Genomic DNA, 14,600 nt, shown 5'->3' with positions numbered 1-14,600 from the left:
GGAAGAAGCAATGAAACAATCCCTTCGTCATAAAAAGATCATTTCGCTGGTGAAACAGAATGGTTATTTAAGCACGGAAGATTTAGTTAGCCTGCTTGGGGTTAGTCCACAGACCATTCGTCGCGATTTGAATGAACTGGCAGAAAATAATTTAATCAGCCGTCATCACGGTGGTGCGGCTTCCCCTTCCACATCAGAAAATTCTGATTATGTGGAACGTAAGCACTTCTTTTCAACAGAGAAAAGACGCATTGCCGAAGAAGTGGCGAAAATTATTCCCAATGGTTCATCGTTATTTATGGACATCGGCACAACCCCTGAAGCGGTGGCGAATGCCTTGTTAAATCACAAAAATTTACGCATTGTAACCAACAATCTGAACGCCGCTTATATTCTGATGCAAAATAAAAGTTTTGACATCACAATGGCGGGCGGATCGCTACGTCAAGACGGCGGCATTATCGGTGAAGCCACAGTGGCGTTTATCAAACAATTCCGCTTAGATTTTGGTATTCTCGGCATTAGCGCCATTGATAGCGATGGCACATTGTTGGACTATGATTATCACGAAGTGCAGGTAAAACGTGCGATTATGGAAAGCTCGCGTAGCACTATTTTAGCAACGGATCATTCCAAGTTTAACCGCCGCGCAATGGTATGTTTGGGATCACTCACCGAGCTGAGCCATTTGTTTACCGATACCCCACCGTCAGAGAGCATTATTCAGCTGTTAGAAGCAAGTAATACGTTAGTGCATATTTGTGAATAAAAAATTGGGCAATTAGCCCAATTTTTTTATCACTGGCGTGAAGATTAAATCGCCTTCGCCAACAACGTGATCGGGTGCAGGCAGGTTAGGCTGGTGGACATATCAATTTGCCATTTGCAGGTTTCGCACTCTGAAATCACAAAATCAAATTGGCCTTCTTCAATATGCTCAAACAGGGTTTTACCAATGGCTTGAGAAACTTCATAGTTTTCTGCTTTAAAGCCGTAAGTGCCTGCGATACCACAACATTGACTTGGTAGCATTACCACCTCTAAATCAGGAATCAGTTTTAGTAGCACAAGCGTATAAGGCGCCCAACCTGCTTTATCAACGTGGCAAGCGGTGTGATACGCCACTTTTAACGGCATTGATTTAAACTGCGGTGAATTTTGGCGTTGGAATAGCTGATATAAATATTTGGTTACAATATTGATATGCGGACGCACTTTGGCGTTATCCATACCTAAAATATGATGATATTCATCACGCAAATTCATTGTACAGCTAGATGAGGTGCCAACCACATCAAGCTCTTGATTAATAATGGTATTTTTTAGCTGAGCAAGGTTAAATTCGGCGAGTTGTCTAGCACGTTTTGGAAATCCGTTCACGCTTAATGGCAAGCCGCAACATTTTTCTTTCTCTAGCAACATTACGCCAATATCTAAGGCGTTGAAAACTTTGATTAAATCCTTACCGAGTTGTGGATTATTATAATTCACATAACAACCGTGATAGTACGCCACTTTGTCTTTGTAATAAAGCTGACGCTCAAGGGCATTATTTTTATACCATTGACGGAATGAGCCGAAGGAATATTTCGGCAGGCTGCGATGCTGGCTAACTTGCAAGGTTTTTTCCAGTAGGAATTTTGTCGCTTTCAAGCCTGTAATGGTGTTCACCACTGGGGCAAAAGGCGTGTTGAGTTTGCCCATTATGTCGGTGTTACTTAGCACCGCATCGCGTAATTTATGAATGAGCGATTTTTTCTGCTCTTTCAAATGGTTATTACGCGCACGAACGATCAAATCCCCAATTTTTACATCAGAAGGACAAGCCACTTCACAGCGTTTGCAGTTGGTGCAATATTTCAGTGCTTCATCATAAAAGACGGCACTTTTTAGGCGAAAACGTTCCCCATCTGGGCCAGCTTGTTTTGGGCCGGGGTAGAGCGGGTTTTGTTTTGATACGGGGCAAACCGCCGTACAAGCCGTACATTTTATGCAGCTTTCAAAACTGTTATCCACATATTGATGGCTTGGTGGCAAGGTGGCGTTTTGTTTTGCGTTTTCGATTAATTGTTGAATGTTCATTATTTGCCCCCTGCAAGAATCTGTTCTGCCACGGTGAGCGCGGTAACTACCGCTACGCCGGAGCTACAACCGAGTTCTAAATTATTGTAACCGCCAATAACCGAGCCTACGGCGTATAAATTAGTTAAAATCTCACCGCGCTTTTGTACTTGGCATTTTTCGTTAATTTTTACCCCCGCACTTTGATAAGGCTGTGGTGCAGAGAAACGATCTTTCGTCCAAGAAAGGCGCTTGTCATTGTCAAAATCGCCATAGCCGATAATATCTAAATCAAAAATCGGCTCTAAAATGCGATCGAAATCGGCCACAATGCCTGAGCTAAAATAATGCCCCGAAGCCAGCACAAAATGCTCAGCATAAAGCGCATCATCTTGATGTAATTGCGTGTAAAGGGCTTTCACTTGGTGATCGACAATTTCTGCACGCAAGGCTTTGTCGCCATTGAGCATTACACCGCCCAACTTTTCAAAATGATCTCGCAGGGCTTTTCGCTGACGCATTCCCAGTAAAGAAGGCGGTAGTGTTGGTAGTTCAAATAAATTTAGCCCTGTCGCCTGTTTGAGGCTGTTGAAGAAATGATTGTCGCTCATTCCAAAACAGGCGGGTAAAAACACCGCACTTGCGTTTCCTGCGGCTTGTTGGATCTCTCGCACTAACTCGCCGAACGCCAGTTTATGCTCCAGTACTTGGGAAATATTGACGCTACGAAATTCCCGTGCGTTGTTGCGCAGTTGGTCTAGCTGTGGAATATGCAGGTAGCCGATTTTAACTTCGCAATGGGCAAATTGCGGATTTTGTTTTAGGTTATCCGCCAATAATTGCGGCTGGAAATCGTGATAGCCTTCAATGCCTAGCACCGCAATGCGTTTATGGGGAAATTCCATTTGTGATAACGGCAAGGTTGGCACGCTGTTGGCAGATAACCAAGTACGGCGCAAGCCACCCAGTGGGGTAACACGGAAATGATTTTCTTTGCTTGAACCAAGCAGATCCAAATTGAGTGATTGGGCTAATTGCTCAAAGCGCTCGGCCTTGGCGAGTACCTGTTCTTTGCCTAACAATGTATAAGGGTGGTGCGGCAGCAGCTTGGCAAAGTGCGGGTAAATTTCAGCGAAATTTTCCACCGCACTATTTTCTGCCGCACTTTTTTCCACATCACTTCCGTTTGGTAGCTGACTAAGTAAATCTAATGAGCCAGAGGAAAAATCCATTGCCGCTTGCCCATTATTGACAATTGCGCACTGTTTGCCTTGTTGTTGCAGCGCAATGGCGCAGGTTAAGCCTGCTAAGCCACCGCCGATAATAATTACATCAAATTTCATTGCTATCTGTCCCCTGTGTGGCTTGTTCATCAAGTGGTTTAACATCATTTAAACCGAGTAAACTGTAATAAATCCAGCTGGTAAACTCTGCTTCGCGCACCGCTTCTCCCCACGCAATAGGCTGAATGCCGCGCCAACGTTCTTCCATAAAAGATGCTAGTTGAGTGGTGGATTGGCGTGGTGTGGCAACATTAAAGCGTGCCATTAAGCCTGCTGCACGACAGGCGCAAAGTTCCGCTTGGCAGGTTCCCATTCCTACACGGGTACGGCGGCGTAAATCCACCAAATTATTCACCTTGAGTTCATCAACGGCATAACGAATTTCCCCTGCGCTCACCGCTTCACATTCACAAACCAAGGAACGATCTAAGCGTTCTTGATCGAGCAATTTGGTGGCGCGCTGGCCGTGGCGATATACCGCAGAAATTTTAATTGGTGTTGGCAGTGAAATAATTTGTTTGTAGGTTTCTTCTTGTGTTGCGCCTGAACCCGGTAAAGGTTGGCTCGCGGTGGTACAAGTGGCGGATTTATTGAGTTTTTTGCACACCAAATCTGTTGCCCATTCCGCCATTAGGCGATAGGTCATTAATTTCCCACCTGTGATGGTAACGAAGCCCTCTAAACCATCACGCTCAGCGTGATCCAGCAACACAATGCCACGGCTCACATTTCGCCCTGAGGGATCATCATCAGTGGCAACCAGTGGGCGTACCCCAGCATAAGCACGCAGCACGCGGGTATGACGTAGGGAAGGGGCGAGTTTTTCCCCTTCACGGAATAAAATATCCACTTCTTCTGGCGTTACCACCATATTATCAATTTGATCATAAGGAATACGGCTCGAGGTTGTGCCGATCACACAAATGGTATCCCCTGGCACGAGAATATCCGCATCGGCAGGCTTGCGACAACGGTTAATCACCAAATTATTAATGCGATGCCCCATAATCAGCAACGCCCCTTTAGCGGGGAACATTCGGATTTTAAGATCCGCATATTCGGCAATACCTTGTCCCCAAATTCCGCCAGCATTCACCACAACAGGAGCGAAAAACAAACGTTCTACTTTATTTTTATGATCGTAAACTTTTGTTCCAATTACGCGATCGCCCTCGCGGATTAGCCCTTTTACTTCGCAATAGGTAAAAATTTTCGCCCCATTTTCACTGGCATCAAGCATATTTGCCGCGGTTAAGCGAAACGGATCGATAGCACCGTCAGGCACCACCACCGCGCCCACTAAATTCGGATTGACCGAAGGCTCTAAGCGTCTGGCTAAATCAGGTTCAATCGCCACCGCTTCAATACCAGCATTATCGCAAGCGGTAAGAAAGGTTTTTTGATAGGCCAAATCATCTTCAGGCAGCGTGATAAATAGCCCTTTGGTGTCTTCAATACAATGGCGCGCGATATTTTTTAAAATGAGATTTTCTTGGATACATTCGCGCGCAGATTCTTCATCATTCACCGCATAACGGGCGCCACTGTGCAACAGCCCGTGGTTACGCCCCGTTGCCCCTGTGGCAATATCACGGCGTTCCAATAACACACAATTAATGCCACGCAACGCACAATCTCGTGCAATACCTGCACCCGTAGCCCCGCCGCCAATGATGATTACGTCTGTATTAATAGGCGAAAAGTCCTGTGCATTTTGATAAAAGTGCGGTGATTTTTTCATCGCTTTTCCCCCACATTAAATTTGTAAATAAAAAGATAAGATTAACAGCTCTATCATACGATAAATGTTCGTTTTAGAAAATAAAATGAGCGAATTTGTATTAAATTATGTGAGGTAGATCACTATTTATCCGTCATTGAAAAGTTTTTGTTATTTTTTTGTGATAAACATCACATCTTAAACTTTATCTGCTTTTCGTTTTTTATTTTCTCGCTATGATATGTTGGAAATGTTCGTAAAAGAACGTCTTTCATCTATAAAAAATAACAACTTGGAGAATTTCTATGTTTGGACCGTTTAAACCAGCTCCCCATATTGCGGAGCTGCCAAAAGAGAAAATTGATTCCACTTATAAACGCTTACGTTGGCAAGTGTTTGCAGGGATCTTCTTTGGTTACGCCGCGTATTATTTCGTGCGTGCCAATTTCGATTTAGCACAAAAAGGGTTGATTGAAGCAGGGCTTTATAACAAAGCTGAACTGGGTATTATCGGGACTGGTGCAGGTTTAGCCTATGGCTTATCAAAATTCTTTATGGCGAGTATTTCTGACCGCTCAAATCCGAAAGTTTTCTTGCCTTGTGGTTTGTTGCTGTCAGGTTTATGTATGACCCTAATGGGCTTAATGCCTTGGGCGACATCAGGCATTTTAGTGATGTTTGTGATGATTTTCCTTAATGGTTGGTTCCAAGGTATGGGGTGGCCACCGTGCGGACGTACAATGGTACACTGGTGGTCAAAAAATGAACGCGGAACAATCGTGTCTATCTGGAATACCGCACACAATCTCGGGGGAATGGTGCCGGGCGCAATGGTGTTATTAGCCAGTGCGATTTATTTCAGTGAACACGGCGTGCAAGCCACCGCAAAAGATGTATGGCAACAAGCGCTTTACTATCCAGGTATTGCGGCAATGCTTGCGGCGATCCCTGTATTCTTTGTAATGAAAGATACACCACAATCTTGCGGTTTACCAGCCATTGAAAAATGGCGTAATGATTACCCAGATGATTACAACGAAAAAACCTACGAAAACGATCTCAGCACCAAAGATATTTTCGTTACTTATGTCTTAAAAAACAAATTGTTATGGTACATCGCCATTGCTAACGTGTTCGTTTATCTCATTCGTTATGGTGTATTAAAATGGTCGCCAGTGTATTTGGGTGAAGTAAAACACTTCAATATCAAAGGTACAGCGTGGGCTTATACCATTTATGAATTAGCGGCGATTCCAGGAACGCTTATCTGTGGTTGGGTATCCGATCACTTATTTAAAGGTAAACGTGGTTTAACTGGTTTCATCTTTATGATCTTAACCACCATTGCGGTAGTAGCATTATGGTTAAACCCAGCAACACCAGAATCTGAACTTGCGCAATATGCAGGCAAAGCTTGGTATGAAAACCCATATCAATTAACTGACTTTATCTTAATGACCACTATCGGTTTCTTAATTTATGGTCCAGTAATGTTGATTGGTTTACACGCTCTTGAACTTGCACCGAAGAAAGCCGCAGGTACAGCAGCAGGTTTCACAGGCTTATTTGGTTATCTCGGTGGTACCGTTTCCGCTTCAGCCGTTGTGGGTTGGGCTGCGGAATACTACGGCTGGGACGGTGGTTTCTATGTAATGATCACTGGCGGTATCTTGGCAGTATTGTTACTCTTAATCGTAACTATTCAAGAAGCAAAACATAAAGCCACATTAGGCGATCACTACGGTAAATAGTGAATAATTAGAAAGGAAGTGCAGCAATGCCCTTCCTTTTTTATTCGCAAAAATTTGGTGAAAAATCACCGCACTTTAATAAAAGGAGTTCTTATGACATTCAAATTAAAAAAATTAGCTCAAGTTGTTGCCTTATCCACCTTAGCGTTCACTTGTGTGCAAGCAGCAAACGCAATGCCAACAATGAATAATAATGAAAAACTTGTTATCGCTCACCGTGGTGCAAGTGGTTACTTACCCGAGCATACGCTAGAAAGTAAAGCCCTTGCCTTTGGACAAAAAGCGGATTATTTAGAGCAAGATTTAGTGATGACAAAAGACGATCATCTTATTGTCATTCACGACCATTTCTTAGATGGATTAACGGATGTTGCCAAAAAATTCCCAGACCGTAAACGGGAAGACGGACGTTATTATGTGGTAGATTTCACCCTTGCAGAAATTCAATCTTTGAATATGACAGAAAATTTTGAAGTGAAAGATGGCAAACAAGTTCAGGTTTATCCAGATCGTTTTCCAATGTGGAAATCCCATTTCAAAATTCACACTTTTGAAGATGAAATTGAATTTATTCAAGGGCTAGAAAAATCCACAGGGAAAAAAATTGGGATTTATCCTGAAATCAAAGCGCCTTGGCTACACCATAAAGAAGGTAAGGACATTGCTAAAGCGACCTTAGAAGTGCTGAAAAAATATGGTTATATCCAAAAATCTGACCGCGTTTATTTGCAAACCTTTGATTTTAATGAACTTAAACGCATCAAAACAGAATTGTTGCCACAATTAGGTATGGATCTGAAATTAGTTCAACTTGTGGCTTACACCGATTGGCACGAAACGGAAGAAAAAAATCCGCAGGGTGAATGGGTAAACTATGATTATGGCTGGATGTTCAAAGATGGCGCAATGGCAGAAGTAGCAAAATATGCAGACGGCGTAGGGCCGGGTTGGTATATGTTGATCGATAAAGATCAATCTACAAAAGACAAAGTGGTTTACACCCCACTTGTGCAAGAATTGAAAAAATACAATATGGAATTACACCCTTACACCGTACGCAAAGATGCCTTACCAACATTTTTTACTAACGTAAACCAAATGTACGATGCCCTATTAAACCAAGCCGGCGCAACAGGCATTTTCACCGATTTCCCGGATACCGCGGTGGAGTTTTTGGGGAAAGAGAAGTAAGTTTGAATTACTTATGAAAGTTAAAATAAAAAATCGGAAAGGTAACTTTCCGATTTTTTTTAGTTAATGATGTTCTGTTTCAGTATTAAACAACGCCTCAATAAATTCTTCTGCTTGGAATGGACGCAGATCTTCAATTTTTTCGCCGATACCAATATAACGAATCGGTAATTTGAATTGATCGGCGATGGCGAAAATCACGCCGCCTTTGGCTGTGCCGTCTAATTTGGTTAAGCTAATTCCTGTTAAGCCCACTGCTTCATTGAATAATTTGGCTTGGCTAATGGCGTTTTGCCCAGTGCCCGCATCAAGGGTAAGCATAATTTCGTGCGGCGCAGTTTCATCGTATTTTTTCATTACACGAACGATTTTTTTCAGCTCGTCCATTAAATTATTTTTATTTTGCAGACGCCCTGCGGTATCGGCAATCAAAATATCAATATTACGCGCAGCCGCCGATTGCATTGCATCATAGATCACCGAAGCAGAATCTGCTCCCGTGCTTTGTGCCACCACAGGAATATTATTACGCTCTCCCCACACTTGAAGCTGCTCCACCGCGGCGGCACGGAAAGTATCGCCAGCCGCCAACATCACCGATTTACCTTGCATTTGGAATTGGCGTGCGAGTTTACCAATGGTGGTGGTTTTCCCTACGCCATTGACGCCCACCATCAAAATCACATAAGGCTTTTTGCTGGTATCAATTTCTAAAGGCTGCGCCACAGGCTTGATAATCTCTGCGAGTTCTAATTTTAATTGTTGATACAGTAAATCCGCATCTTTTAGCTGCTTGCGGCTGGCGTGCTGCGTTAAGTTATTGATAATTTTCGTAGTTGTTGGCATACCAATATCAGCGATGAGCAACTGTTCTTCTAATTCTTCAAACAGATCATCATCAATTTTTTTGCCCGAAAATAGCCCGAAAAAGCTCGAACCGATATTTTGTTTGGTACGAATTAAACCTCTCACCAAACGGCTAAAAAAGCCGCCTTCGCTTGGTTTTTCTTGCGTTGAAACTTCTGGATTTTCTGCCGCACTTAATTCTTGCGGAAGTTCTGTTTGCTCTACAATTTCTGTTTCTTGTGCTAAAACTTCGGGATTTTCCACCGAGCTTGGTTCTTGCGGAAGTTCTGCTTGCTCTATGATTTCTGTTTCTTGCACTAAAACTTCTGGATTTTCCACCGCACTTGGTTCTTGCGGAAGCTCTGCTTGCTCGGTAATTTCTGTTTCTTGCGCTAAAACATCAGTATTTTCTACCGCTCTTTGCTCTTGCGGAAGTTCCGTTTGCTCGGTGATTTCTGTTTCTTGCACTAAAACTTCTGGATTTTCTACCGCACTTGGTTCTTGCGGTAGTTCTGTTTGCTCGGCGATCTCTGTTTCTTGTACTAAAACTTCTGGATTTTCCACCGCACTTGGCTCTTGCGGAAGCTCGGCTTGCTCTACAATTTCTGTTTCTTGTGCTAAAACGTCAGAATTTTCCACCGCACTTTGTTCTTGCGGAAGGTCTGTTTGCTCTACAGTTTCTGTTTCTTGTACCTCAGCTTGGTTCGATGTTTCTTCTTTCTTTTTTCCTAATCCAAACCAAGACCAAAAACCACCTTTTTTATTTTTTTCTGCCATAAATTACTCGCTATTATGAAAAAATTACTGATTTTCTGAATTTTATACTAAACTATGCCACCTAATTTTATTCTGTTACCGAATGCAAAAGTCGGCTGAAAATGGGCATTAAGTTCAGCGAAAAGTTTGCATAGTTTATCATAATTTGGCGAATCCCTATGAAAAAAAATCCTGCGACACGCAAGCAACATACTAATCTGGCAAAAGGTGAAGTCCGTATTATTGCGGGGCTTTGGCGTGGGCGGAAATTGCCTGTGCTGAATGCGGAAGGCTTGCGTCCAACAGGTGATCGGGTGAAAGAAACGCTATTTAACTGGCTGATGCCTTATATTGTGGACGCGACTTGTTTAGATTGTTTTGCTGGCAGTGGTTCATTGGGGTTAGAAGCCCTTTCACGCCAAGCTAAGCAAGTAACCTTTTTAGAACTCAATAAGCAGGTGGCAAAGCAACTCACGCAAAATCTACAACAGCTAAAATGTACGCCACAGCAAGGACGTGTGATTAACCAAGATAGCTTGCATTATTTACAGCAACCAGAGCAAGAACCCGTGTTTGACTTGGTGTTTCTCGATCCGCCTTTTCATTTTGATCTCGCACAGCAAGCCGTTGATTTGCTGATTAAATTTAATTGGCTTAAGCCCAATGCGCTAATTTATGTGGAAACGGAAAAAAACAAAACTCTAAGCCTGCCTGATAATTGGCAAATATTAAAAGAAAAAACCACCGGGCAAGTGAGTTATCGGTTGTATCAATATTTGCTGGGCGAATAATACTTCTTTAACTCCTTCGATATAAGCCATTTTCGCTCACCACCAAACCTTGCAATTCCAAACTTAATAATTGTGTAAGTAGTGCATCAATGGGCAAAGATAAGCGGGCGGAAAGCTCGTCAAGGCTGATGGCAATATGGCTAAGTTGGGCGTAAAGTTCGGGGTGGCTTGGCGGCTCAGCTTGTTGTGGGGTAACTCTTTTAGTTTGGGAACTAGCTGGATCAAATGGGAGCGCTTGCTGTTTTGGCTGTGCATAAAATGATGTGGAATAGCCATAATTCGGCAGATTATCCACAATATCCTGCACGTTTTCCACCAGTGTAGCGCCTTGTTTAATCAATTTATGGCAGCCTTCACTAAAGCCATTTTGGATATTACCGGGGAGCGCAAAGATTTCTCGGTTTTGCTCAAGGGCGTAGCGTGCAGTGATTAATGAGCCACTTCGTTCTGTGGCTTCGATGATCAATGTGCCAAGAGAAAGTCCGCTGATAATACGATTGCGGCGTGGAAAATTTTCTGCCACGGGCGGTTGGTTGGGCAAAAATTCAGAAACCAATGCCCCATTATTCTCAATAATTTGTTGCGCTAAACCACGGTGTTTAGAGGGATAAACCGCATTCAGTCCACTGCCTAATACGGCAATAGTCTGCCCTTTTTGCGCTACCACTGCTTGATGACAAAAGCCGTCAATGCCTAGCGCCAAGCCACTGGTAATGACAAAACCTGCCTGATTTAATTCTTGGGCAAAAAACTTCGCCCAATATTCCCCATAATTAGAGCAATAACGGCTGCCCACAATGGCAATTTGTGGCTGCGAAAGTGCGGTTAAATTTCCTTGTAAAAATAACAGCGGCGGCGCTGACGGAATTTGTTTTAACAAATAAGGATAATCTTGCTCAGTAAAATTAAGCAAAAAATTGCCCGCACTTTGCGCCCAATCTAACGCAGGATCGATAAATTTACGCTCAGGATTAAACCAGCGCTGAATTTGTTTTCCCGCCCACCCCATTTGTTTGAAAGCAATCGAGTCATAGTCTAAAAGCTGTTCAGGGCTAATTTCAGCCAGTATTTTTTGAATTGTATTCGCGCCAAGTTTTGGCACTTGTAATAAGCGGAGTAAGATCTCGTTTTTTAGCATTGATATTTTAGAAATTGGCAAAATAGAGGAGTAGCTTAAAAGAAAGGGAAGAAGGAAAGTAAACTTTGTTTGCGTTTTGCGACAGTGATCGAGAATTTAATTCATATTTGGGGAATTAGAAAAGTAATAACGCCCTTGAGTTGAGGGCGTTATTTCAGCATTATGGTTTAGCCTGATGTTTTTCCAACCACTGTTGCATAAATTGGATTTCACTCTGTTGTGCTTTGATGATATTTTCTGCTAGCTGACGTAACTCAGGATCTTTGCCATATTTCAATTCTATCTCAGCCATTTTCACAGCACCTTCGTGATGTGGCAGCATACTGGCCGCGAACGCGACATCAGCATCTTGATATTGCATTCCTTTTTCCATATCCGCGTGCATTGCAGACATACTTGCCATTAATTCACTTTGCATTGCATTAGGTTGATGTGCAGTGTGATGATGTTGCATTTCAGCCATCGCAGTGCTAGAAACTAAACCGATTAAAATCAATAGTGCTTTTTTCATTGTGAGTACCTTATTTTTGTATGATTAAATGAGCCAAAATAATAAACCTTACCCTTAGGGTAAGGTCAAGAAAAAAAGCAAAACTTCTTCTTATACATTTCTTTGATAAATTTATAGTTATCTTATTGATATATAAGTGAAAATAATAAGGCCTGTCAATCCTCGATATTTTATGCTATAATCTATCTGTTTTTGAGAATTTCATATCGAGAAAGTATGATTTTTTCGTCTTTTTGTACTGTGATGTACAACTCAATGCGTTGCATAAACGTTTATTGCTAAGAAAGGTGTAATGAACGTCTTTTTTAGCTCAAATTTGAAGCAATTTCATTCATCAATTTGTTTTGTATTCTTTATTTAAGCGAGCTATTTAGCGGCTATTTCAATTTATTTGTTGAGATTGATATGTGCACAAAACATTAACTTAAAGGAGAATCATTGTTGTGTCTTTTTCTGCTTTTATTCATAAAAGATCATCGTTTAACCCCTTTGTTATAGGGGCAACTTTATTACTGGTTATTTTGTTGCTCACTGCAACGTTAATTTTACCAGAAAAAACCACCGCACTTTTAAACTGGGCGAAAGCGGGCGTGTTTGCGAATTTTAGCTGGTTTTATATTTTAGCCTTTTCCATTTTTCTTTGTTTCTTATTTGTGTTGTCGGTTAGTAGCTTGGGTAACATTAAGCTCGGAACGAATGAAGAAGAACCTGAATTTTCTTTCCTTTCTTGGTTGGCAATGCTGTTCGCTGCAGGAATGGGGGTAGGGTTAATGTTCTTCGGCGTGGCTGAACCGCTCACCCATTATTTTTCCGCCATCACCACAGGATCGCCCGAACATAAACAGCAAGAAGCCTTGTTGCACACCTTTTTCCACTGGGGCATTCACGCTTGGGCAGTGTATGGGGTGATCGCCTTAGCACTCGCTTATTTTGGCTTCCGCTATAAATTGCCGTTGGCGTTGCGTTCTTGCTTTTATCCTTTATTGAAAGATCGTATTAACGGCAAGATTGGCGATGTGATTGATATTATGGCGTTAGTCGCCACCCTATTCGGGATTATCACCACCCTTGGTTTTGGGGCTGCGCAGCTTGGTGCGGGGCTAACGGAACTTGGCGTGGTGCAAGAAAATAGCTTCGGCTTACAAACTATTATCATCGTTGTGGTGATGTCCATTGCTGTGTTTTCCGCCATTTCAGGGGTGGGCAAAGGGGTGAAATTACTCAGCGAAATCAATCTAGGTTTAGCCTTAACCTTGATGCTGTTTATTTTAGTTACAGGCCCAACGCTTTACTTATTAACCACATTCAGCGATAACATTGGTATTTATTTAAGCAATTTAGTGCGTTTAAGTTTTAAAACCTATGCTTACGAAACAGAAAACACCTCGTGGTTTACGGGCTGGACGGTGCTTTATTGGGCGTGGTGGTGTTCTTGGGCGCCGTTTGTGGGCTTGTTTATCGCGCGTATTTCCCGTGGTCGCACCATTCGTGAATTTATCTTCGGCGTGCTAGCCGTGCCAAGTTTATTCAGTATTCTATGGTTTACCGTGTTCGGTGACAGTGCGATTTGGTTAGAATTAAACGTTGCCAACGGCGCATTGCACGAATTTACTTCTGCGCCAGAAAAATTATTGTTTAAATTCTTAGATTATTTACCGCTCTCTGCCCTTACTGGCACCTTAGCCTTAGTGATTATTTCACTCTTTTTCATCACGTCAGCAGATTCCGGCATTTATGTGCTGAATAATATGGCATCGCGCGATAAAAGCCTTTCCGCACCGCGTTGGCAAGCCATAATGTGGGGTGCGGTGATGATGGTATTAGCTATTGTGTTAATGCGTGAGGGCGGTTTAGGCACGTTGCAAACAATGACTTTATTGGTCGCGCTTCCTTTTGCAATGCTAATGTTGGTGATGTGCGTGAGTTTATGGAAAGGCTTGAACGCGGATCAAAAATATTTCGCCGCCAAAGTTACCCCAACCAGCCTGTTATGGACAGGGGAAAAATGGCGAGAGCGTTTGGGGCAAATGCTTAATCAAACGCAAGAAAAGGATATTTTAAAATTCCTTAACCGCACTGCTTTGCCTGCGATGCGCGAGTTGCGTCAAGAATTGGTTAATGTGCATAATTTGAACGTGGAGGTGGCGCAAGCCTTGGATTCTGACGAACCAAGCGTTGAGCTTATCATCAAGAAAGAATCAATGCGTGATTTTATGTATGGAGTGAAATCCGTAAGCCACGAAATTGCCTCGCAGTTGGTTGATGATGAAAACCTCCCGCATATTCAGCATTCCGTAACCTACCAGCCGATGACTTACTTCGCTGACGGTCGTACGGGCTATGATGTGCAATATATGACACGTAACGAACTCATCGCCGATATGTTGCGTCAATATGAACGCTATCTCAGCTTGCTAGAAGACGTGGGGCAAGAGCTAATGTCGCACGAGCAAACGGAGCTGGCGGAATAATTTAAGCGATAGCAATGAATAAAAACAAAGTGCGGTCAAAAAAATGATAGAATTTTGCACCGCACTTTTTACGCGAGCTTT

Annotated in this window: 11 protein-coding genes; 5 read left to right on the top strand and 6 right to left on the bottom strand. The window is 42.7% G+C overall.

Annotated elements, in window-relative coordinates:
- The first annotated feature begins 10 nt into the window (after window positions 1-10).
- A complete protein-coding gene (locus C3007_RS09620; RefSeq protein WP_103854240.1) occupies window positions 11-769 on the top strand; it encodes a DeoR/GlpR family transcriptional regulator in 759 nt (252 codons plus the stop codon).
- A gap of 44 nt (window positions 770-813) precedes the next feature.
- Here C3007_RS09620 and glpC read toward each other — a convergent pair whose 3' ends face one another.
- Genes glpC through glpA form a run of 3 tightly spaced genes read right to left on the bottom strand, consistent with a single transcriptional unit; the run spans window position 814 to window position 5,085 of the window.
- On the bottom strand, window positions 814-2,082 hold the full coding sequence (glpC, locus tag C3007_RS09615) for an anaerobic glycerol-3-phosphate dehydrogenase subunit GlpC (protein ID WP_103854239.1): 1,269 nt from the start codon (window positions 2,080-2,082) through the stop codon (window positions 814-816).
- Entirely contained in the window at window positions 2,082-3,404 is a 1,323-nt protein-coding gene (gene glpB / locus C3007_RS09610) for a glycerol-3-phosphate dehydrogenase subunit GlpB (RefSeq protein WP_103854238.1), read from the bottom strand. Before glpB ends, glpC begins: the two co-directional genes overlap by 1 nt.
- Window positions 3,394-5,085, bottom strand: coding sequence for an anaerobic glycerol-3-phosphate dehydrogenase subunit A (gene glpA / locus C3007_RS09605; RefSeq protein WP_103854237.1), 1,692 nt, complete (start codon window positions 5,083-5,085; stop codon window positions 3,394-3,396). The genes glpB and glpA overlap by 11 nt, the downstream gene beginning before the upstream one ends.
- 284 nt (window positions 5,086-5,369) lie before the next feature.
- Here glpA and glpT point away from each other — a divergent pair, with 284 nt between their 5' ends.
- Window positions 5,370-6,815 carry a glycerol-3-phosphate transporter gene (gene glpT, locus C3007_RS09600; protein ID WP_103854236.1) on the top strand — a complete coding sequence of 482 codons (1,446 nt, stop codon included), beginning with the start codon at window positions 5,370-5,372 and terminating at the stop codon, window positions 6,813-6,815.
- A 93-nt stretch (window positions 6,816-6,908) separates the two neighbouring features.
- Window positions 6,909-8,006, top strand: coding sequence for a glycerophosphodiester phosphodiesterase (glpQ, locus tag C3007_RS09595; RefSeq protein ID WP_103854235.1), 1,098 nt, complete (start codon window positions 6,909-6,911; stop codon window positions 8,004-8,006).
- A 63-nt stretch (window positions 8,007-8,069) separates the two neighbouring features.
- Here glpQ and ftsY read toward each other — a convergent pair whose 3' ends face one another.
- Window positions 8,070-9,629, bottom strand: coding sequence for a signal recognition particle-docking protein FtsY (gene ftsY, locus C3007_RS09590; protein WP_103854234.1), 1,560 nt, complete (start codon window positions 9,627-9,629; stop codon window positions 8,070-8,072).
- A gap of 158 nt (window positions 9,630-9,787) precedes the next feature.
- Here ftsY and rsmD point away from each other — a divergent pair, with 158 nt between their 5' ends.
- A complete protein-coding gene (gene rsmD, locus C3007_RS09585) occupies window positions 9,788-10,399 on the top strand; it encodes a 16S rRNA (guanine(966)-N(2))-methyltransferase RsmD (protein ID WP_103854233.1) in 612 nt (203 codons plus the stop codon).
- A 7-nt stretch (window positions 10,400-10,406) separates the two neighbouring features.
- Here rsmD and dprA read toward each other — a convergent pair whose 3' ends face one another.
- Complete coding sequence (dprA, locus tag C3007_RS09580) at window positions 10,407-11,537, bottom strand: DNA-processing protein DprA (protein ID WP_103854232.1); 1,131 nt, start codon at window positions 11,535-11,537, stop codon at window positions 10,407-10,409.
- 160 nt (window positions 11,538-11,697) lie between these two features.
- Complete coding sequence (copM, locus tag C3007_RS09575) at window positions 11,698-12,048, bottom strand: CopM family metallochaperone (RefSeq protein ID WP_103854231.1); 351 nt, start codon at window positions 12,046-12,048, stop codon at window positions 11,698-11,700.
- A 443-nt stretch (window positions 12,049-12,491) separates the two neighbouring features.
- Between copM and C3007_RS09570 the strand changes: the two genes are divergently transcribed.
- Window positions 12,492-14,519: a BCCT family transporter gene (locus C3007_RS09570; RefSeq protein ID WP_103854230.1), complete on the top strand. Its 2,028-nt coding sequence runs from the start codon at window positions 12,492-12,494 to the stop codon at window positions 14,517-14,519.
- The last annotated feature ends 81 nt before the right edge of the window (window positions 14,520-14,600 follow it).

It is taken from the genome of Avibacterium gallinarum (genome assembly GCF_002921135.1).
Classification (GTDB): Bacteria; Pseudomonadota; Gammaproteobacteria; order Enterobacterales; family Pasteurellaceae; genus Avibacterium; species Avibacterium gallinarum.
The sequence above is the reverse complement of the archived record's forward strand: the minus strand, read 5'-3'. Positions and strand labels throughout refer to the sequence as shown.